This window comes from Flavobacterium sp. GCM10022190 (genome assembly GCF_042656445.1).
Classification (GTDB): domain Bacteria; phylum Bacteroidota; class Bacteroidia; order Flavobacteriales; family Flavobacteriaceae; genus Flavobacterium; species Flavobacterium nitratireducens.
On sequence record NZ_JBHSOQ010000003.1, the window covers coordinates 295084 to 314522 of the forward strand.

General features: G+C 33.3%; 20 protein-coding genes and 1 other RNA gene. 9 read left to right on the forward strand and 12 right to left on the reverse strand.

All coding sequences use genetic code 11. From position 1 onward, the window contains the following. The first annotated feature begins 70 nt into the window (after positions 1-70). The 3 genes from ACFPTQ_RS11375 (at position 71) to ACFPTQ_RS11385 (ending at position 2838) form a co-directional block, all read left to right on the forward strand. A complete protein-coding gene (locus tag ACFPTQ_RS11375) occupies positions 71-1726 on the forward strand; it encodes a sensor histidine kinase (protein WP_379777633.1) in 1656 nt (551 codons plus the stop codon). 50 nt (positions 1727-1776) lie between these two features. Beyond that, positions 1777-2409 (forward strand): response regulator, encoded by a 633-nt coding sequence (locus tag ACFPTQ_RS11380; protein WP_379777635.1) that lies wholly within the window; start codon positions 1777-1779, stop codon positions 2407-2409. A 111-nt stretch (positions 2410-2520) separates the two neighbouring features. Then, positions 2521-2838 carry a hypothetical protein gene (locus ACFPTQ_RS11385; protein ID WP_379777637.1) on the forward strand — a complete coding sequence of 106 codons (318 nt, stop codon included), beginning with the start codon at positions 2521-2523 and terminating at the stop codon, positions 2836-2838. 109 nt (positions 2839-2947) lie between these two features. On the opposite strand, the gene ACFPTQ_RS11390 is transcribed toward ACFPTQ_RS11385, so the two are convergent. The 4 genes from ACFPTQ_RS11390 to glyA form a co-directional block, all read right to left on the reverse strand. Further along, positions 2948-3442 carry a GNAT family N-acetyltransferase gene (locus ACFPTQ_RS11390; protein WP_379777639.1) on the reverse strand — a complete coding sequence of 165 codons (495 nt, stop codon included), beginning with the start codon at positions 3440-3442 and terminating at the stop codon, positions 2948-2950. A gap of 3 nt (positions 3443-3445) precedes the next feature. After that, on the reverse strand, positions 3446-4489 hold the full coding sequence (guaC, locus tag ACFPTQ_RS11395; protein ID WP_379777641.1) for a GMP reductase: 1044 nt from the start codon (positions 4487-4489) through the stop codon (positions 3446-3448). A 108-nt stretch (positions 4490-4597) separates the two neighbouring features. Further along, positions 4598-5191 carry a tRNA-(ms[2]io[6]A)-hydroxylase gene (locus tag ACFPTQ_RS11400; protein ID WP_278035819.1) on the reverse strand — a complete coding sequence of 198 codons (594 nt, stop codon included), beginning with the start codon at positions 5189-5191 and terminating at the stop codon, positions 4598-4600. A 116-nt stretch (positions 5192-5307) separates the two neighbouring features. Next, a complete protein-coding gene (gene glyA / locus ACFPTQ_RS11405; protein ID WP_278035820.1) occupies positions 5308-6582 on the reverse strand; it encodes a serine hydroxymethyltransferase in 1275 nt (424 codons plus the stop codon). A gap of 106 nt (positions 6583-6688) precedes the next feature. Between glyA and fahA the strand changes: the two genes are divergently transcribed. Next, complete coding sequence (gene fahA / locus ACFPTQ_RS11410; protein ID WP_379777643.1) at positions 6689-7972, forward strand: fumarylacetoacetase; 1284 nt, start codon at positions 6689-6691, stop codon at positions 7970-7972. 70 nt (positions 7973-8042) lie between these two features. Here the strand turns inward: fahA and fsa are convergent, their stop codons facing one another. The 4 genes from fsa to ffs form a co-directional block, all read right to left on the reverse strand. Next, complete coding sequence (gene fsa / locus ACFPTQ_RS11415; RefSeq protein ID WP_055091173.1) at positions 8043-8699, reverse strand: fructose-6-phosphate aldolase; 657 nt, start codon at positions 8697-8699, stop codon at positions 8043-8045. Between the two features lie 92 nt (positions 8700-8791). Next, complete coding sequence (locus tag ACFPTQ_RS11420; protein ID WP_379777646.1) at positions 8792-8992, reverse strand: hypothetical protein; 201 nt, start codon at positions 8990-8992, stop codon at positions 8792-8794. A gap of 5 nt (positions 8993-8997) precedes the next feature. Further along, positions 8998-9801: an SDR family oxidoreductase gene (locus ACFPTQ_RS11425; RefSeq protein WP_379777648.1), complete on the reverse strand. Its 804-nt coding sequence runs from the start codon at positions 9799-9801 to the stop codon at positions 8998-9000. 198 nt (positions 9802-9999) lie between these two features. Then, positions 10000-10097: signal recognition particle sRNA small type (ffs, locus tag ACFPTQ_RS11430), an RNA gene on the reverse strand. Positions 10098-10185: 88 nt separating this feature from the next. Here ffs and ACFPTQ_RS11435 point away from each other — a divergent pair. Further along, positions 10186-11256, forward strand: coding sequence for a glutaminyl-peptide cyclotransferase (locus ACFPTQ_RS11435; RefSeq protein ID WP_379777650.1), 1071 nt, complete (start codon positions 10186-10188; stop codon positions 11254-11256). 68 nt (positions 11257-11324) lie between these two features. Here ACFPTQ_RS11435 and ACFPTQ_RS11440 read toward each other — a convergent pair whose 3' ends face one another. Further along, on the reverse strand, positions 11325-12200 hold the full coding sequence (locus tag ACFPTQ_RS11440; RefSeq protein ID WP_379777652.1) for a hypothetical protein: 876 nt from the start codon (positions 12198-12200) through the stop codon (positions 11325-11327). A gap of 113 nt (positions 12201-12313) precedes the next feature. Here ACFPTQ_RS11440 and ACFPTQ_RS11445 point away from each other — a divergent pair, with 113 nt between their 5' ends. Both ACFPTQ_RS11445 and ACFPTQ_RS11450 read left to right on the forward strand, forming a co-directional pair. Next, a complete protein-coding gene (locus ACFPTQ_RS11445; RefSeq protein WP_379777654.1) occupies positions 12314-13357 on the forward strand; it encodes a formimidoylglutamase in 1044 nt (347 codons plus the stop codon). Between the two features lie 122 nt (positions 13358-13479). Continuing rightward, a complete protein-coding gene (locus tag ACFPTQ_RS11450; protein WP_379777656.1) occupies positions 13480-14733 on the forward strand; it encodes a DEAD/DEAH box helicase in 1254 nt (417 codons plus the stop codon). A gap of 69 nt (positions 14734-14802) precedes the next feature. On the opposite strand, the gene ACFPTQ_RS11455 is transcribed toward ACFPTQ_RS11450, so the two are convergent. Together ACFPTQ_RS11455 and aroC are read right to left on the reverse strand one after the other, a co-directional pair. Further along, entirely contained in the window at positions 14803-16086 is a 1284-nt protein-coding gene (locus tag ACFPTQ_RS11455; RefSeq protein ID WP_379777658.1) for a dicarboxylate/amino acid:cation symporter, read from the reverse strand. A 191-nt stretch (positions 16087-16277) separates the two neighbouring features. Further along, positions 16278-17342, reverse strand: a complete 1065-nt coding sequence (gene aroC, locus ACFPTQ_RS11460; protein ID WP_379777660.1) for a chorismate synthase — start codon at positions 17340-17342, stop codon at positions 16278-16280. Between the two features lie 187 nt (positions 17343-17529). Here aroC and ACFPTQ_RS11465 point away from each other — a divergent pair, with 187 nt between their 5' ends. After that, positions 17530-18354 carry a UDP-2,3-diacylglucosamine diphosphatase gene (locus ACFPTQ_RS11465; RefSeq protein ID WP_379777662.1) on the forward strand — a complete coding sequence of 275 codons (825 nt, stop codon included), beginning with the start codon at positions 17530-17532 and terminating at the stop codon, positions 18352-18354. Positions 18355-18470: 116 nt separating this feature from the next. Next, complete coding sequence (locus ACFPTQ_RS11470; RefSeq protein WP_379777664.1) at positions 18471-18953, forward strand: hypothetical protein; 483 nt, start codon at positions 18471-18473, stop codon at positions 18951-18953. 47 nt (positions 18954-19000) lie between these two features. Here the strand turns inward: ACFPTQ_RS11470 and ACFPTQ_RS11475 are convergent, their stop codons facing one another. Beyond that, on the reverse strand, positions 19001-19432 hold the full coding sequence (locus ACFPTQ_RS11475) for a protease complex subunit PrcB family protein (protein WP_379777666.1): 432 nt from the start codon (positions 19430-19432) through the stop codon (positions 19001-19003). Positions 19433-19439: the final 7 nt, after the last annotated feature.

The window sequence follows — 19439 nt, forward strand, 5'->3', positions numbered from 1 at the left end:
AATAGTGTAAAGAGAGTAAACTAAATCGTTGGATTCTTCTTTTTTATTCTATTTACTTAAAAAGATTGTAATGAACATTAAGACATTAATACTGATTATAATTAATAGTTTAATAGCATTGGTAATTGCTTTATTATCTTTTTCATTTTACATCCAATTTTCCAAGGTTCTGAATGATCGTATTTTATTGCAACTAAACTCGATTAAAACCCTCAAGAAAAACCAAATTGAACATCTATTAAAATCCGAATGGGAACGATTTGAATCTTCTGAACTATACCAACAAAATACAGATAAAAACCAATTAAAGCTACCTGACAGTATTACGAACAAAGTTGGAATCCATGATTTAACCCCTTACCATGTGGACAAAAAAACAACCATTGGTTTTATCTCTAATTCGAAAAACGGGAAAAAAATTAAAATTTTAGACTATACTAAAATTAAAAAAATTCTTCTTGAACGAACCGGAATGGGTGATAGTGGAGAATCCTATCTAGTAGGCGAAGATTTCAGGATGCGCTCTCAATCCCGTTTTTTTCCTACTAAAATTCCTTATTCAATTGTAGTAAATACAAAAGGGGTTCAAAATGCGTTGAAAGGAATTAATAGCAGAGGTGTCTTTAATGATTATAGAGGAGTTGAAGTTTACAGCGTGTACAGCCTCATCAATGTAGGCCAATTAAAGATGGTTATTCTATCGGAAATAGATGTTGAAGAGGTAACTATTCCATTAAAAGAACTAAAACAACGATTGATTGGTTTAACGCTAGCTATTTTTTTACTAGCCGTGATGCTTTCACTATTATTAACCAAAATAATTACCAATCCAATCAAAAACATGCAAAAAAGTCTTCGAATAATGGCTGAAGGCGACTATAATCAAACCAATGAATTCATCAAAAACTCGAAAGAAATAAAAGAAATGTTTGATGCATTAGCCAATTTAAAAGCTTCCTTGCAAGGGGCTGTAAAATTTTCGGATGATATTGGTAAGATGAATTTGCATACTGATTTTAAACCCAAAAGTTCTAATGATCAATTAGGAATAAGTCTATTAGCAATGAGAGACAAACTGATTGAATTTAGAAATAAAGAAGAAAACACTAGAATACTTTCAAAACGTATGCTGGTAAACGGTTTAGAAGACGAAAGACGCCGATTATCTAGAGAACTACATGATGGTGTAGGCCCATATTTAACTTCATTGAAACACTACATCGAAAACAGAGTAAAAAATGAAGAAAAAAAGGCCGAAATGAAGAAAATCGTAGATGAAACCATTTCTGAAATCCGATTAATGTCTAATGCGTTGATGCCGGCTTCGATTGATGATTTTGGAATAGGTGTTACCTTAACAAATTTTATCGAAAGTCTAAAAACAGCAACAACAGTGAACATTGAATATGAGGATTTGACCAAAGCTGACAATTCAAACATTAGCAATCATCAAGCCATCAATTTATTTAGGATAAGCCAAGAATTAATAAATAATTCATTGAAACATGCTGAAGCCAAAAACATTCGAATCACACTTTCAGAATTTGATGAATTCATTTCGTTATACTATTTTGATGATGGTAAAGGTTTTGATTTAGATACTGTAAAACTAGGTTCCGGAATAATCAATATCAAAGAACGAGTAGAAATTTGCAATGGTACAATACTCATAAATGCATCAGCTGGAAATACAATCTTTGAAATAGAATTACCCATAGAATTATGAAATAAGTAGGACCAAAATGGTCATTATTGAAAATCATTAAATAGCTATAAATGAAAGAAATCAAATTAATAATAGCAGATGACCATGAACTTTTTAGAAATGGTCTCGCCGAGTTATTACGAAAGCATGACGAGATAAAAATTGTACAAAGTGTAGCTGATGGAATCGAATTTATGAAACTCATAAATAGTTCATGCGAGGCCGATATTGTATTGCTAGACATTACGATGCCTAATATGGATGGTTTCGAGGTTTTAAAAGAATTAAAAAACATAAATGCCAATATAAAACCTATTGTTATTTCTATGCACAACGATGGTAATTATATTGCAAAATGTGCCAAAATGGGAGCTCACGGATATCTTTTGAAAAACACAGATGAATCTGAATTAATTCTAGCCATAAGAAGCGTTAGCAAAGGGAAGAAATATTTCAGTGCCGAAATCTCTGAAAAAATGATCAACTTTATGTCAAATCAAAGTATCAGTGAAAATATTTTATCCAATAAAGAAAACGAAGTTTTAGGTCTAATTGCTAAAGGCTTAACCACAAAAGAAATAGCCACAAAATTATTTGTAAGTTCACGTACCATTGAAACCCACAGAGCTAATATTTTAAAAAAATTAGAAGTAAAAAATACTGCCGAATTGATTAAAAAAGCAGCAAAAATGAATCTAATCTAAAATAGCTGTTATAAAAATCCGTATAAATACGGATACAAATTGGGTAATTTCACATAATCCTAAAAGCCTATTACTGAATGTAAATTTGTATAAACATTAAAAGTAATAGTCATGAAAAAATTAGTCTTGATTTTAGGATTTTTAGTTATCTCTTTAGGTGCATCTGCTCAAGAGCAAACAGAAGTAAAACGCAATGATTTAAAAGGTCCTGCTTTTAAAAATTATCAATCTTGGTTGCACAATGCTGTTCCAACTAAAATATATACCGTAAATAATAAAAAAACACTACAAGGACCTGAATATAAAAACCAACAAGTAGGTAAAGAAACCTATGCAAAAGAAGATTTGGTTTTAGTAGAAACTAGCGGTTCTAAAAGACAAAAATTAACTGGACCAGCTTACAAAAACTATGGTCCTTGGAGTAAATAAGAATACTTGTTCTTTATTGTAATTGTAAAGGCTGTTTAAAATAATTTTAGACAGCCTTTCTTTTTATAAAAAAATTAAAATTGGGTTATTTAAAAGCTAATTGGATCTCTTAAATCTCCTTCTCCATCACATAATCTTCCATTAAATAGCCCAATCCAATTTCAATATCAATTTCTTGAATGATATTGAAACCCATTTTGTGATAAAAACCTATGGCTTTATTAAATCGGTTGACGTTTAATAGAAGACTTTTAGAACCTTTAGCAATAGCTCTTTTTTTAATATTTTCAATTAACAACTTCCCTATGCCTTTTCCCTGTGATTCAGGAAGCATATAGATTTTATGAATTTTAGTCTTAGCTGTTTTTTGATAGTTATTTTCGAAAGAAGCAAAACCCAAAACGAAATCATCTTCTTTTGCCAAAATAAATTCATGACCACTGGCTAAATTGGTTTTTAAAGCTTCCTCTGAATAAAATGAATTCAACATATACGCCAATTGCGCTTCAGAGAGAATTTCACCATAAGCTATAGGCCACGTCTTACGAGCAATACTTGTAATAGTAGGTAAATCTTCAATAGTTGCTTCAACAATATGTATCATGAATTATTCGTTAGTAAAAACTCTATTTTCTTGTTCGCTAACGCGAATAAAAGTCGTTCGTTTAGTTAATTCTTTGAGTCGGGATGCACCTACATAAGTACAACTACTGCGCAATCCGCCCAAAATATCCCAAATAGTATTCACCACATCACCTTTAAAAGGAATTTTAACCGTCTTACCTTCACTGGCTCGGTATTCGGCAACACCACCCACATGTTTGTTCATTGCCGTTGTCGAACTCATTCCGTAAAACTGCTTGAATTTTTTTCCGTCAATATCCAGAAGTTCACCACCACTTTCAGTATGTCCGGCGAGCATCCCTCCTAGCATTACAAAATCAGAACCTGCACCGAAAGCTTTGGCAATATCGCCTGGTGTGGTACATCCTCCATCACTAATGATATGCCCTCCTAAACCATGAGCAGCATCGGCACATTCGATAATAGCCGATAATTGTGGATAACCCACTCCTGTTTTTATTCGTGTAGTACAAACAGAACCCGGACCAATGCCTACTTTTATAATATCGGCTCCTGCCAAAAGTAATTCTTCGACCATTTCGCCTGTCACCACATTACCAGCAATAATTACTTTATCAGGAAATTGCTTTCGGGTTTGTTTCAAAAAACTAACAAAATGTTCCGAATACCCATTAGCCACATCAATACAAATAAATTTCAACTCGGGATTAGCTGTAATAATTTCAACAACCTTTTTAAAGTCATTTTTACCCGTTCCTGTACTTACAGCAATATAATCATACATTTCGGGAGAAACTGTAGCAAGAAAAGCATTCCATTCCGCTACCGAATAATGTTTGTGAATGGCGGTAAACAATTTGTGTTTGGCTAATTCGGTTGCCATTTCAAAAGTTCCCACAGTATCCATATTAGCGGCCATAATAGGTATACCATTCCATTTTGTAGTACTGTGTAAAAACGTAAATTCTCTTTCTAAAGAAACTTGTGACCTGCTTTTTAACGTAGAACGTTTGGGTCTAATCATTACATCCTTGAAGCCTAATTTGAGATCGGTTTCTATTCGCATAATTATCACTTTTTTACGGGTTATTGGAAAATAACTTTTGTTTTTCTTAAAAGTAATGAATTTTTTACGAGAATTATGCAAAGAAAAAAGAGACTTATCAACGATATATTAACCGTGAATGGTTTCGTTCTTCCCATAATTAGTAATAATGGATTCTTCAAACTCTAACCATTCTCTCCAACGCTTTTCGACATCAATTCCTTCACCATATTTGCGGGCATAAGTAATAAAAGTGGTATAATGCCCAGCTTCACTTTCCATCAATTCTCTGTAAAAAACAGCCAACTCTTCGTCCTGAATATTTTCTGAAAGTACTTTGAAACGTTCGCAACTTCTGGCCTCAATCATTGCCGAAAAAAGTAATCTTTCTACCAAACCAGAAACGCGACTTCCGGTACTACTTCTTTTCATGTATTGGTACAACTCATTTACATAGTCATCTTTGCGTTCACGACCTAATTTTAAGCCTCTTTTGATGATGATATTATGTACCTGATCAAAATGGTCAATTTCTTCTTTGGCTAAAGCCAATAAATCTTTAACCAAATCTTGATGTTCTGAATTATTAACTATAATCGTCATGGCATTAGTTGCCGCTTTTTGCTCACACCAAGCATGATCGGTCAAAATTTCTTCTATATTTTTCTCAACAATATTTACCCATCTTGGGTCAGTTGGTAGTTGCAAACGTAAAACTCCCATTTTTTTTTTGTTTAAGGTTCAAAATTATCTAAAATAAAAAAGTTTAAGGTAAATTCTGTGACCGTAAAATCGCAGAACTTTAAACCTTAAACTTTAAACTTTTAGAAACTAAATAATTAGAAAACGAAAATCGCTCTTTCGCTCATCATTTCGTTAACTTCTTCAGCAACTTCTTCGATAATATCTTCGTTAGTATGATTCATTAATACTTTATCAATCATTGCTACGATAGTTTCCATATCTTCTTCTACCAAACCACGAGTTGTGATTGCAGCAGTTCCTACACGGATACCAGAAGTAACAAAAGGAGATTTGTCATCAAAAGGAACCATGTTTTTATTTACAGTGATTTCTGCTTTTACTAATGCATTTTCAGCATCTTTTCCAGAAATTCCTTTGTTTCTTAAATCAATTAACATCATGTGGTTATCAGTACCTCCAGAGATGATATCGTATCCTCTTTTTACAAAAGCTTCAGCCATAGCCTTAGCATTTTTTTGTAATTGACGAGCATACGTAAAGAACTCATCTTGTAAAGCTTCACCAAAAGCTACCGCTTTAGCAGCGATGATGTGCATCAATGGTCCTCCTTGGTTTCCAGGGAAAACAGCTAAGTCTAATAAAGAAGACATCATTCTGATTTCTCCTTTTGGAGTAGTTAATCCCCATGGGTTTTCAAAATCTTTACCCATTAAGATTAGTCCTCCACGAGGTCCACGTAATGTTTTATGTGTAGTAGTAGTTACAATGTGACAGTGAGGAATAGGGTCACTTAATAAACCTTTAGCAATTAAACCAGCTGGGTGAGAGATATCAGCCATTAAGATTGCACCTACGCTATCAGCAATTTCTCTAAAACGAGCAAAATCCATATCACGAGAATAAGCCGAAGCTCCAGCGATGATTAATTTTGGTTGTTCTTTAGTTGCAATTTCTTGAATTTTATCATAGTTCAAACGACCTGTTTCTTTGTCAACACCATAGAAAACTGGGTTGTAAACACGCCCTGAAAAGTTTACAGGAGAACCGTGAGTCAAGTGACCACCGTGAGATAAATCAAAACCTAAAATTTTATCACCTGGTTTCAAACAAGCATGAAAAACAGATGCGTTAGCCTGAGAACCAGAGTGTGGCTGAACGTTAGCATACGCTGCTCCAAACAATTCTTTAGCTCTATCAATAGCTATTTGCTCAATAACATCTACCACTTCACAACCTCCGTAGTATCTTTTACCAGGATATCCTTCTGCATATTTGTTTGTTAAAACTGAACCAGCAGCTTCGATTACTTCATCACTAACAAAGTTCTCAGATGCAATAAGTTCTAAGCCGTGAATTTGTCTATCTTGTTCCTCAAGAATAAGTTCAAAAATTTGTTTGTCGCGTTGCATTTTTTAAATTTTAAATAATTTAGCGCAAAAATACAAAAAAACGTTTGTTAAACTGTTAGATTATAATATATTTGATATATAATTTTCAACAAAAAATTAACAAAATATGCCATTATCTGCCAACGATACTAAAAGAAAATCATGGATTGAAGTTCCTGCGAATAGTGATTTCCCAATCCAAAATATTCCTTTTGGTGTATTCTTAACCAAAGAAAATGTGGTTACGGTAGGAACTCGCATTGGGGATTCGGCTATAGATTTAGGTGCACTGCAACAATTAGGATATTTTGCAGGAATTGAATTGACTGATGATATGTTTATTCAAGACACTCTTAACGACTTTATTTCTGACGGAAAAAAAACCTGGCGTTTGGTTCGTAATCGAATTGCCGAGATTTTTGACGAAAACAATTCCAAATTGCGCGACAATGCTCAGCATCGTAATATCATCATTTTCAACATCAATGAAGTAGAAATGCAATTACCTGTTCTTATAGGTGATTATACCGATTTTTATTCCAGTAAAATTCATGCTTCCAATGTAGGTAAAATGATTCGCAACGAAGAGAATGCTTTATTGCCTAACTGGCCTCAAATGCCTATTGCCTATCACGGAAGAAGTTCAACTATAATACCTTCGGGAATTCCGGTTCATCGACCTTTAGGACAAACTTTACCCCCTGATGCCACTACGCCTGTTTTTGGAGCTTCACGTTCCGTCGACTTTGAATTAGAAACTGCTTTCATTACTACCGATGCAAATATCATGGGAGAAATGATTCCAATTAGTGAAGCCGAAGATTATATTTTTGGAATGGTCTTATTAAATGACTGGACGGCTCGTGATATTCAAAAATGGGAATACATGCCCTTAGGTCCTTTATTGTCTAAAAACTTTGCCACTTCGATTTCACCTTGGATTGTTACGATGGATGCTTTAGAACCTTTTAGAGTAGCCAGTCCAAAACAAAATCCGAGTCCGTTGCCTTATTTACAACAAAAAGGAAAACATTCCTTTGATATTAACCTTGAAGTGGCAATTCAGCCCGAAAAAGCAGAGCCTACTGTAATTTCAAAATCCAATTTCAAACACATGTATTGGACGATGAACCAACAATTAACACACCATACTTCTAACGGTTGCCGAATCAATTCAGGAGACATGATGGGCTCTGGAGCGATTTCAGGACCAACACCCGATAGCTATGGTTCGATGTTAGAATTAACCTGGGGTGGTGAAAAACCATTAAAACTGAATGATGGTAGCGAACGAAAATTCATCAATGACAATGACACGGTAATTTTCAAAGGATATTGCGAAAACAGTCAGGTTCGCATTGGCTTTGGTGAAGTGACCAGTAAATTACTTCCGCCATTTGTGAGAAAATAAGAACACTTTATAAAACAAAAGTCCCGTCTGAATATTCAAACGGGACTTTTTTATTAAGACAAATAACTGATTATTTGTTTCCTTTTTCGAAATCAGCAATAAATTGTGCTAAACCAATATCAGTTAATGGGTGTTTCAATAAACCAGCAATTGCAGATAATGGTCCAGTCATAACATCAGCACCAATTTTCGCACAGTTAACAATATGCATTGTGTGACGTACAGAAGCCGCAAGAATTTGAGTCTCGTATCCGTAGTTATCGTAGATCTCTCTAATTTCTTGAATCAAGTTTAAACCGTCAGTAGAAACATCATCTAATCTTCCTAAAAATGGAGAAACATAAGTAGCACCTGCTTTAGCAGCTAATAAAGCTTGTCCAGCAGAGAATACTAAGGTTACATTCGTTTTGATTCCTTTGTCAGAAAAATATTTAGCAGCTTGAACACCTTCTTTAGTCATAGGTAATTTTACAACGATTTGCTCGTGTAATTCAGCTAACTCTTCCCCTTCTCTCACCATTCCTTCAAAGTCCAAAGCATTTACCTCAGCACTTACATCACCGTCAACAAGATTACAAATGTCAACATAGTGTTTCAAGATGTTATCTTTTCCAGTGATTCCTTCTTTAGCCATCAAAGACGGATTAGTTGTTACCCCATCTAATACACCTAAAGATTGTGCTTCTTTAATTTGAGCTAAATTAGCCGTGTCAATAAAAAATTTCATAATTTATATATTTAATTGTTTTTAGTTCTTTTGTTAAAAAGTGTTTTTTACACACTTAATTTTAATCAACGTTTGCAAATTTACAATTTAAATTACTTAGTCGAATTATTTTTATTCAATTCTTTCAATTCATCACGAATTTCCTCTAAAACGTTTAATAATTCATTTCGATGCTCTTCAGCATTATTAATTCGATCACTTATCGCCTTTAGTATTCTTCTGATAATTAACCATAAAAGGATAAAGAACACTAATGGAAAAACAATTCCAATAGTATCAAACCAATTCTCCATAGTTATTATAATTTATAATGATTCATCAATATTTTTTCAAAAACTGCATCTGGTAATAATCGCTTAAGAACGATAGAAAACTTTTGCATAAAAGCGCCTACTTTATAATGAATCTTAGGACTTGGTGATTGAATGATGTTATAAACTGCCACTGCCATATCATTAGGATCACTTCCACTATCAACATGTTCGTCCATCATTTTTAAAGTAGTACCATAAGGAACCTCATATGCCGAACCTTTAACCAAAGGAGCGTGAAAACGACCCGACGCAATATTAGTTGCAAAATCACCTGGAGCTACATTGGTGATATGGATTCCAAAAGACTTCACTTCCATTCGCAAGGCTTCAGTAATTAATTCTAACGCGCCTTTGGACGCCGAATAAACACTTCTATACGGCAAGCCCATATAACCGGCAATTGAAGTCACATTGATAATTAAACCCGACTTTTGTTGGCGCATTTGTGGCAACACCGCCTTCATCACTTCAATAGGACCAAAAAAATTAGTTTCGAAATTGTTTTTGATTTCCGAAGTTGGAATTTCTTCCAAAGGGCCTGTAATCCCTACTCCCGCATTATTAATCAACACATCTAATCTTCCCGTTGTAGCAATAACCGTATCGATTGCAGAACGAATAGAATTAACATCTCTAACATCCAAAGCTACTAATGGAAATACAGAGTTCAAAACTGCATCGGGATTTCTGCTGGTTCCATAAACTATAAACCCTTTTTGATGTAAAAATTCACCAATAGATTTTCCTATTCCCGAAGAACCTCCGGTAATCAATACTACTTTATTCATTTTTTATACGGTTTACTGTTTATGGGTTATGGTTTGTCGTTTATGGTTAATCGTTTAAAGATTAAAGTTTAAATCTAATATCTAACTTCTGCTTTCTAACTTTCCAAAGGGCCAAAAATAAAAAAATCCTCCCTAAGGAAGACTACTTTTGTATTAATTCTGAAAAACTAATCCGAAAAAAAAATCAGATTAAATAAAAAATGGCAAGCGACCTACATCGCACCGCTCAACCGCTTACCCTTGCTATGTTCCCATCCTGGGGGAGTCTGCAGGAGCTGGTCGTGTAGGACTTGCCGGTGCAAATATACAATCTTTTTATATTTTTGCAAGCCCTTTTGATAGCTTAAAATAACATTGTATATTAGAACTTTTAAAAAACAAAGCATGAAAAAATATAACTTACTATCTTTCATTTTATTAGGAACAATACTTTCTAATTGTGGAGATACAAAAAATAGAGAAAATACGATATTTAATTTTGATTCTTCGACTATTTCAACACAATACCAACCTCAAGAACGTCTTGATTTAAGTATTTTGAATCCAAAATCGAAAGCGGTTGACAGTATTGTTTACTACATTAATGACACTAAAATAAAAACAGTTAAAGGACTTGAAAAACTTTCTTTTGAATTAAAAAATCAAAAACTAGGTTATCAAAATATAAAAGCTGTAGTTTATTTTGAAGGTGAAAATGCCGAAACCACTACCCGAATTGAAGTAGTATCGAATATAACACCTAAATTATTACAATTTAACATCGTAAACACCTATCCTCACGATACCAACTCTTTTACAGAAGGTTTTGAATTCTATAACGATACTTTATATGAGAGTACAGGATCTGGAACCTCTGGCACTGGAATTAAATGCACTTCGTATTTAAGAAAATACGACTATAGAACAGGTAAAATATTCAAACAAATTGATATGGATACTGCCTACTTTGGAGAAGGAATTACTTTCATAAACGGTAAGCTATTTCAATTAACTTGGCAAGATAAAAAAGGATTCATTTTCAATGCCAATACCTTACAACTGGAAAAAACTTTTACCTATGAAAAAGAAATTGAAGGTTGGGGAATGACTCATGACGACAAATACATTTATCAATCAGATGGGACAGAAAAAATCTGGAAAATGGATCCAAATACTCAAAAAATGGTTGACTATATCAATGTGTATTCAGGAAGTTCTAAAATTAAATCGGTAAATGAATTGGAACTTATCGATGGTAAATTTTATGCTAACATTTGGCAAAAAGATGCGATCGCTGTAATAAATGCAACTAATGGAGCTGTTGAAGGCATTTTAGACTTATCCTCTTTAAGAAAATTAACAAAAGCCACTCCAGATGATGTTTTAAATGGAACAGCTTATAATCCTAAAACGAAGACTGTTTTTGTTACTGGTAAAAACTGGGACAAAACATTTGAAATAAAAATTAATGAATAATTTTTTTCAATACAATGCATAAAAAAAGAGGAGCAAAAACTCCTCTTTTTTTATGTCTCTAAAGTTTATTATTTCAAATTAAAACTTGACTTAGAAACCAATTCTCCTTTGTCAAAAACATTGATAAAATAACTACCTGGTTGGAAATCTTTCCCTGGAAGGTTTTCAGAAACTTGAACTGTTTTGTTCTCATATTTTACAGTACTTGTAAAACTATAAGTCAAATTCATACTATCAAAGTTGATTGTTTTCTTTTCACCTAGGACATTATTTTTACTATCAATCACTTGCACATAATAGGTTTTATCTCCTGATTTAGCAATTTCGTTACCCGCAATAGTAAAACTAATTTTAAGCATATTTGTTCTTCTTGCCTTATCCGTTTCAATTTCTTTACCTGAACTTCTCACTTTATACGCTGAACTTTGAATATTCAAAACAGTTAGCTTAGAACCTTTTTCAACAACTTTAGACAATTCATCATTTTGACCTACTAAAGCTTCATTGTACTTTTTAGACTCATTCAAAACCACAACGGTACTATCACGTTGTGCTTTAACTACTGTATTCTCATTTTTCAAACCTTCGTTTTCAGCCATTAAAGCTTTCAATTTGTTTTGCAAAAGATTCATTTTAGTTTTAAAAGCGGATAAATCTCCTTTAGATTGTTTTACTTCTGCCATCAAACTAACCACTTTATCTCTTTCTTGAATTAATTCATCAGACATTGAGGTGTTTTCGGCAATTGCGGCATCATAAGTAGATTTTAATTCTTCTAAATCTTTTAATACTGATTCTTTTTCACTAACAGTAGTTGTCAAAACTGTTTGTACTTTCTCAGTATCAGAAGACAATTTGAATATATAAACCAAACTTCCTACTAATAAGACTGCTAATACTGCTATGACAGCCTTTAGACTTGTACTACTTTGTTTATTTTCCATTTTTTTAAGCTTTTTTGAATTTTAATATTAATATCAAATTTAACAATATAATTTTAACATATAACGTCTGTAAAGAATTTATATTATTTTTGTAGAAAAAATTTTCTACGCCAATGGACAAATTTCTACCATTCACCATTCACGATCTTGCCAAAGTAACGAACCATAGAAGTGGAGAAATAAAATTTGGAGAGAAAATGCTAACTGTACCAGCAGGAGTTAATCCTCTCAATTTTTTAAAAAATTCTGAAGCAAAATATGTCCTTTTTGGAATTCCAGAAGACATTGGAATTAGAGCAAATTATGGCAGACCTGGTGCAGCATCTGCTTGGAATGAAGCTATTAAAAGTATCGCCAATATTCAACACAATCGCTTTTGTAAAGGGAATCAAATTATTGTCATGGGACAAATTAATGTCGCTGAGGAAATGGCAGAAGTTGAAAATTTAGACTTTAACAAAATTGATGACCGTGTAAAACTGAGCCAATTGGTAAAAAAAATTGATAAAGATGTTTCACACATCATTTTCAATATCGTCAAATTAGGAAAAATCCCAATCATCATTGGCGGTGGACACAATAATTCTTATGGTAATATTAAAGGAACGGCCTTGGCCAAAGGAAAACCCATCAATGCAGTTAACTTTGATGCCCATTCTGATTTTAGAATTTTAGAAGGGCGCCATAGTGGCAACGGTTTTTCTTATGCCTATGAAGAAGGATTTTTAAAAAAATATTTCATTTTTGGTTTACACGAAAATTATACTTCTAAAAACGTACTAGATATCATCAAAAAAATCGATGATAGAGTGCGGTACAATACCTACGATAGTATTAATATTCGAAAAGAGAAAAACTTTTCGCAAGAACTGGCTGTAGCTTTAGAGTTTATAAAAAGTGATTCTTTTGGAATCGAAGTCGACCTAGACGCAATACCAAACATAGCGAGTAGCGCCATGACTTTAAGCGGATTTTCAGTTGAAGAATTGCGCCAATTTGTTTCTTTTTTTGCTAAAAATAAAAATGCGAGTTATTTACACATTTGCGAAGGCGCACCTGACCTAGATGTAGACAAGAACAATCACTTGATAGGAAAATTAATTGGATATTTAGTGACCGACTTTATCAAGTCAAATTCTATTAAGTATAACGTTTAAACTAAACTTCTTTTTACTTTTATTCCTACTGAAAATAAGCTAAAAACAAGCATCCCGAATAATAATACTATCTTTGCACCACTTATTCCTGTAACGCTTACAGGATAATTAATACAAAATATATGTTATTCGAAGAATTATCACTTTCAAAAAGTATCCAAAAAGCCGTATTTGAAGAAGGCTATACAAACCCCACTCCTATCCAAGAACAAGCTATTCCTCTTATTTTAGCAGGAAACGACCTTATTGGTTGTGCACAAACAGGAACAGGAAAGACAGCTGCTTTTGCTATACCAATTATCCATCAACTGCATCGAATTGTTGGTTCTTCTAAAAAACCAAAAAAAATTAGAGCATTAGTAGTTACACCAACTCGTGAACTTGCTGTACAAATAGGGCAAAGTTTTGATACTTATGCAAAATACACCAACCTAACACAATTAACTATTTTTGGTGGTGTTTCTCAAAATCCACAAGTTGATGTGCTTAAAAACGGTGTAGATATCTTAATTGCCACTCCTGGAAGATTATTAGATTTACACAAACAAGGCTTTATCGACTTAGACCATCTACACGCTTTGGTACTAGATGAAGCAGACCAGATGCTGGACATGGGATTTGTAAATGATGTTAAGAAAATTGTAAGACTGACACCTAAAAACCGTCAGACGCTATTATTTTCTGCTACAATGCCAATTGCGATTAGAGAATTGGCCGAAATGTTTTTAACCAATCCTGAAACGGTTACTGTTTCTCCAGTTTCATCAACGGCTGAAAAAGTGGAGCAACGCATTTATTTTGTTGAAAAAGGAGAAAAAAGGAATCTTCTTTACAACTTACTTCAAAACGACAATCTAACAGATGTATTGGTTTTTGCAAGAACCAAACATGGTGCCGACAATATTGTGAAAGCTTTACGCAAAAAAAATGTTCCCGCAGAAGCGATTCACGGAGACAAATCACAAAATGCAAGACAACGTGTTTTAGACGCCTTTAAAAATAAAGAAATAGGCGTACTAATCGCAACTGATATTGCTGCTCGAGGCATTGATATCGATCAATTACCTTATGTAATCAATTTTGATTTACCTAATATTCCCGAAACCTATGTACACCGAATAGGTAGAACAGGTCGTGCTGGAAATGGAGGTATCGCTATCTCTTTTTGTAGCAAAGACGAACATGGTTACTGGAAAGATATTCAGCGATTAATCAAAGTAGATGTAAAAACCATCACGGATCATCCTTATCCTTGGCATTCTGGAAATCCGGGTACTGTAGCAGAAGCTAAACCGAAAACGAATAATAGAAGCGGAAAATCCAATAAATCGAGAAAATCTGATGCCGCTAAGAAAAACAAAAAACGTTGGTATTAATACTAAAAAAACCTATTTGATGATTGATTTTCAAATAGGTTTTTTTATATTTATAAGTCTGCAAATACATTAGTTCAAATGCAGATATTCTTCTTTACCCTCTTCCCATTTTCCTACTACCGACGTAGCTAGAGCATTACCTAACACATTAGTTGCTGTTCTAAACATATCACAAAAATGATCAATCGGTAATATCAAAGCAATTCCTTCAACAGGAATATCAAACATTCCGCAAGTTGCTGCAACAACCACTAAACTGGCTCTTGGAACACCGGCAATTCCTTTGCTTGTAAGCATTAGAACCAAAAGCATCGTCATTTGTGTAGCTAAATCCAAATGAACCCCATAAGCCTGCGCAATAAAAATACTAGCAAAAGTCATATACATCATACTTCCGTCAAGATTAAAAGAATACCCTAAAGGTAACATGAAAGATACAATCTTATCTTTTACACCAAATCGTTCTAATTCTTCAGTTAGTTTAGGAAAAACAGCTTCACTACTTGTAGTCCCAAAAGCAATGATTAAAGGATTTAAAATTCTTTTAAGCAAAACCGACATCCTATTTTTAAGAAAAATATATCCTACCAAAATTAATACTGCCCAAATAGAAGATATACCAATCAAAAATGAACCGAAAAATTTAAAATAAGTTATCGCTAATTCTTGAAAATCTCTAACTGCAAAAACACCTGCAATGGCACCAAAAACACCAATTGGTGCAAACTTCATTACAAAATTGACCATTTTTAAAACAATGTGGGACGTTTTATCCAAAGCCGTAATTACAGGTTTTACATAATCACCTAAAGAAGCAGCTGCCAAACCGAAGAAAATAGAGAAAATTACAATTTGTAAAATTTCATTGGTTGCCATAGCTTCAAAAACACTTTTAGGCACAATATGCTCAATGAAATTATCGAAAGAAATACTCTGAGATTTTGCTGCAAATTCTGCTACCGTATCAGCATTTACTGTAGGCAGGTTAAGTCCTTCACCTGGTTTTAAAACATTAACAAAAAACATCCCTAATAACAACGAAATAAATGATGCGGTAAAAAACCAAGCTAAAGACTTAATACCAATTCGTCCAACAGCCTTAACATCACCCAATTTAGCTATTCCTACGACTAAAGTGGTAAACACTAAAGGCGAAATAATCATTTGAACCAAACGAATAAAAACAGTTGCCAGCATTTTGATTCGGCTACTAAATGTTTCTGCCACTTCAGTAGCAACTGAATTATGAATAATAACACCCAACACAGCTCCTAAAAGCATCGCTATTAAAATTTGCCCAGTCAATCCTGAAATAAATGATTTCTTAGTTGTAGTTTCGTCCGTAGTATGCATCTAACTTATTTTAAATTTTAAATAATTTATGGTATAAAAAAACTCCTCAAGTAAAACTAGAGGAGCTTTTTCTATTTTCTTCAAAACTGTTGTGTTTTTTATTACATCATTATTAGCATTTCGGCTAAATCCAAAAGAATTATGTAATTTTTCACCTCTTGGGGGTAAAAATAATAAAAATTATCTAACTTTTATTTTGAATAGGTTTTATTTATCAAATAAAAATCCGCTAAGACAATCGCAGCCATAGCTTCAACAATAGGCACTGCGCGAGGCACTACACAAGGATCATGACGCCCTTTTCCTGTCATCTCTGTTATTTCACCTTTATTGTTTAAGGAATCTTGTTTTTGCATAATAGTAGCTACAGGTTTAAAAGCTACTCTGAAGTAGATATCCATACCATTGCTTATACCACCTTGAATACCACCAGATAAATTGGTCTTAGTAGTTCCATCAGCATTGTATAAATCGTTATGAGCACTTCCTTTCATTTTTGAACCTTCAAAACCACTACCGAATTCAAAACCTTTTACCGCGTTGATCGAAAGCATCGCTTTTCCTAATTCGGCATGTAATTTATCAAAAACGGGTTCGCCCAATCCTACTGGCACATTTTGAATTACGCAAGTAACTACACCTCCTACAGTATCACCTTCTTTACGAATTTGTTTGATATAATCTTCCATTTTAGCAGCCATTGCTTCATCTGGACAACGCACAGGATTAGATTCAATTTTTGAAAAATCTAAATCTTGATAAGGCTTATCTAATGACAATGAACCCACAGCAGACACATAGGCCTGAATTTTAATATCAGACAACATTTGTTTCGCGATAGCACCCGCTACTACTCTACTTGCTGTTTCACGAGCAGAGCTTCTACCGCCTCCTCGATAATCTCTAAAACCATATTTTTGATCATACACATAATCGGCATGACTTGGTCTATAATTATCTTTTATATGTGAATAATCGTCTGATTTTTGATTGGTATTTGGAATAATAAAACCGATAGGTGTTCCTGTTGTTTTTCCTTCAAAAACACCAGATAAAAACTGTACAGCATCTGGTTCTTTTCTTTGAGTAACGATAGCAGATTGTCCTGGTTTTCTTCTTGACATTTCTAATTCAATTGCATCAAAGTCTAATGCAATTCCCGATGGACAACCATCAATTATTCCTCCTAAAGCTTCTCCGTGCGATTCGCCAAAAGTTGTTATTCTAAATAGTGTTCCGTAGCTATTTCCTGCCATTATAAATAATTTTGAACAAAAGTACTATTTTAGTTTTAGCTTTAAAAATTAAAGATTTAAAGATTTTTAAAATGAGGGATAAATTTGCACTATTTGTTTACATAGAAACCTTTTTTATTAACCTTAAGTTTAAGATGAATTTACATCATCAGCGTTAATTTGCATAACAACAAATTAATTGAATCAATTGAAAAAAAGAAAAGTTGAAGTAGTTGTACTTTCCGATGTTCACCTTGGGACTTACGGAAGCCACGCCAAAGAATTAAACAACTATTTATCGTCCATAAAACCTGATATTTTAGTGTTAAATGGCGATATTATTGATATCTGGCAATTTAGAAAATCCTATTTCCCCAAATCTCATTTAAAAGTTATTCAAAAAATAATAAGCTTTGCTTCTAAAGGAACCAAAGTATATTATATTACGGGTAACCATGACGAAATGCTTCGAAAGTTTACCGAAATGAATATGGGAAACTTTATATTAGCTGATAAAATTGTTTTAGAATTAAACGATAAAAAAGCTTGGATTTTCCACGGAGATGTATTTGACGCTTCTGTTAATCATGCTAAATGGATTGCTAAATTAGGCGGTTTAGGTTATGATTACTTAATTCTTATGAATCGATTTATTAATTGGTGTCTAAAAAAAATAGGTCAGGAACCCTACTCTTTTTCTAAAAAAATCAAAGCTAGTGTAAAAAAAGCGGTGAAACACATTTCAGATTTTGAAGAAACAGCCACAGAACTAGCTATTGAAAACCATTATGACTTTGTAATTTGTGGACATATTCATGAACCTAAGATTTTAAAGAAAAGCAATAAAAATGGCTCCACAATGTATTTAAACTCTGGTGACTGGGTTGAAAACCTAACCGCATTAGAATACAATAGGAAAAAATGGAAATTATTTCGTTATCAAGAATCATTATTTACTGAAAACGAAAGCAGTATAGAAAATGAAGAAATCACAGGAGAACAGCTCATTGCGTCCATAATTTTACCTAAATAATTTTTGTATTCCTATTCCGATTAAAACAAAAATGGAAATTTTATAACATATTAAAATTATATCATAAAATAACAACCTATAATAGTTGTAGATTTGCATGTAACAAAACTTTAATTATGAAAAAAATTATTTTATCAGCTATGATGTTAATGGGATTAGCATTTAGCACTCAAGCACAAGAAATTTCAAAAAACGCTTTAGGTTTACGTTTAGGTGACAATGATGGATTTGGTGGTGAGCTTTCATACCAAAGAGGATTGTCTGACAACAACCGTTTAGAATTAGATTTGGGATGGAGAAACAGCAACAACGTGGACGCATTCAAATTAACAGGTGTTTACCAATGGGTTTGGAACATTGACGGAGGTTTCAACTGGTACGCTGGTGTAGGTGGAGGTGTTGGAAACTGGAACAATAAAAAGGCCGACTATGACAAAACGTTTGCATTTGTAGCTGGTGATTTAGGTATTGAGTACAAATTTGATGAAGTGCCAATCCAACTTTCATTAGATATCCGTCCTGAGTTGTATTTTTCTGACAACTATTATGGTGACAACTTTGGTCCAGACCTTGCTCTAGGAATCAGATTCACATTCTAATACACAATTACTACGACCAAAAATGCCACTAGAAATAGTGGCATTTTTTATTGTACTGTAATAGGTTTTTTCGAGTTAATTTTGACTACCGTATAAGGATAAGTAATATTTTGTGTAACCATAGCTCCTGAATCTGGATTAATTTCTTTGACCTTAATAACAATATTTTTATCGGTTTCAGTAACACTTTCTACTGTTATTGCATAACCACCAGTAGGTTTTTGCCCCATATTAAGAATTACAAAGTTGGACTGTTGCAAATCATCCGTACTGATTTTTCCTTTCAACTTTTTATCATTTTGCAACATTTTAATCTCTTTCGCCTCAGTTAGAATTTCGTAAAAATTAATATTTCCCCCACCATCATTTTGCTGTAGTAAAACTTCATAAAGGACTTTTTTCCCATTAGTATTTGTTGTTGATTTACAAGAAAACAAGAATAACACAGCAACAGATACTAATAAAATACTTTTTTTCATTTTCTAA

Coding starts and splice junctions, on each gene's coding strand:
- ACFPTQ_RS11390 (WP_379777639.1), bottom strand. CDS start 3,442: ATGATACATATTGTTGAAGCAACTATTGAAGATTTACCTACTATTACA.
- ACFPTQ_RS11400 (WP_278035819.1), bottom strand. CDS start 5,191: ATGGGAGTTTTACGTTTGCAACTACCAACTGACCCAAGATGGGTAAAT.
- ACFPTQ_RS11440 (WP_379777652.1), bottom strand. CDS start 12,200: ATGGAAAATAAACAAAGTAGTACAAGTCTAAAGGCTGTCATAGCAGTA.
- guaC (WP_379777641.1), bottom strand. CDS start 4,489: ATGCGAATAGAAACCGATCTCAAATTAGGCTTCAAGGATGTAATGATT.
- ACFPTQ_RS11435 (WP_379777650.1), top strand. CDS start 10,186: ATGAAAAAATATAACTTACTATCTTTCATTTTATTAGGAACAATACTT.
- ACFPTQ_RS11470 (WP_379777664.1), top strand. CDS start 18,471: ATGAAAAAAATTATTTTATCAGCTATGATGTTAATGGGATTAGCATTT.
- ACFPTQ_RS11385 (WP_379777637.1), top strand. CDS start 2,521: ATGAAAAAATTAGTCTTGATTTTAGGATTTTTAGTTATCTCTTTAGGT.
- fsa (WP_055091173.1), bottom strand. CDS start 8,699: ATGAAATTTTTTATTGACACGGCTAATTTAGCTCAAATTAAAGAAGCA.
- ACFPTQ_RS11425 (WP_379777648.1), bottom strand. CDS start 9,801: ATGAATAAAGTAGTATTGATTACCGGAGGTTCTTCGGGAATAGGAAAA.
- glyA (WP_278035820.1), bottom strand. CDS start 6,582: ATGCAACGCGACAAACAAATTTTTGAACTTATTCTTGAGGAACAAGAT.
- ACFPTQ_RS11445 (WP_379777654.1), top strand. CDS start 12,314: ATGGACAAATTTCTACCATTCACCATTCACGATCTTGCCAAAGTAACG.
- ACFPTQ_RS11455 (WP_379777658.1), bottom strand. CDS start 16,086: ATGCATACTACGGACGAAACTACAACTAAGAAATCATTTATTTCAGGA.
- fahA (WP_379777643.1), top strand. CDS start 6,689: ATGCCATTATCTGCCAACGATACTAAAAGAAAATCATGGATTGAAGTT.
- ACFPTQ_RS11420 (WP_379777646.1), bottom strand. CDS start 8,992: ATGGAGAATTGGTTTGATACTATTGGAATTGTTTTTCCATTAGTGTTC.
- ACFPTQ_RS11475 (WP_379777666.1), bottom strand. CDS start 19,432: ATGAAAAAAAGTATTTTATTAGTATCTGTTGCTGTGTTATTCTTGTTT.
- ACFPTQ_RS11380 (WP_379777635.1), top strand. CDS start 1,777: ATGAAAGAAATCAAATTAATAATAGCAGATGACCATGAACTTTTTAGA.
- ACFPTQ_RS11450 (WP_379777656.1), top strand. CDS start 13,480: ATGTTATTCGAAGAATTATCACTTTCAAAAAGTATCCAAAAAGCCGTA.
- aroC (WP_379777660.1), bottom strand. CDS start 17,342: ATGGCAGGAAATAGCTACGGAACACTATTTAGAATAACAACTTTTGGC.
- ACFPTQ_RS11375 (WP_379777633.1), top strand. CDS start 71: ATGAACATTAAGACATTAATACTGATTATAATTAATAGTTTAATAGCA.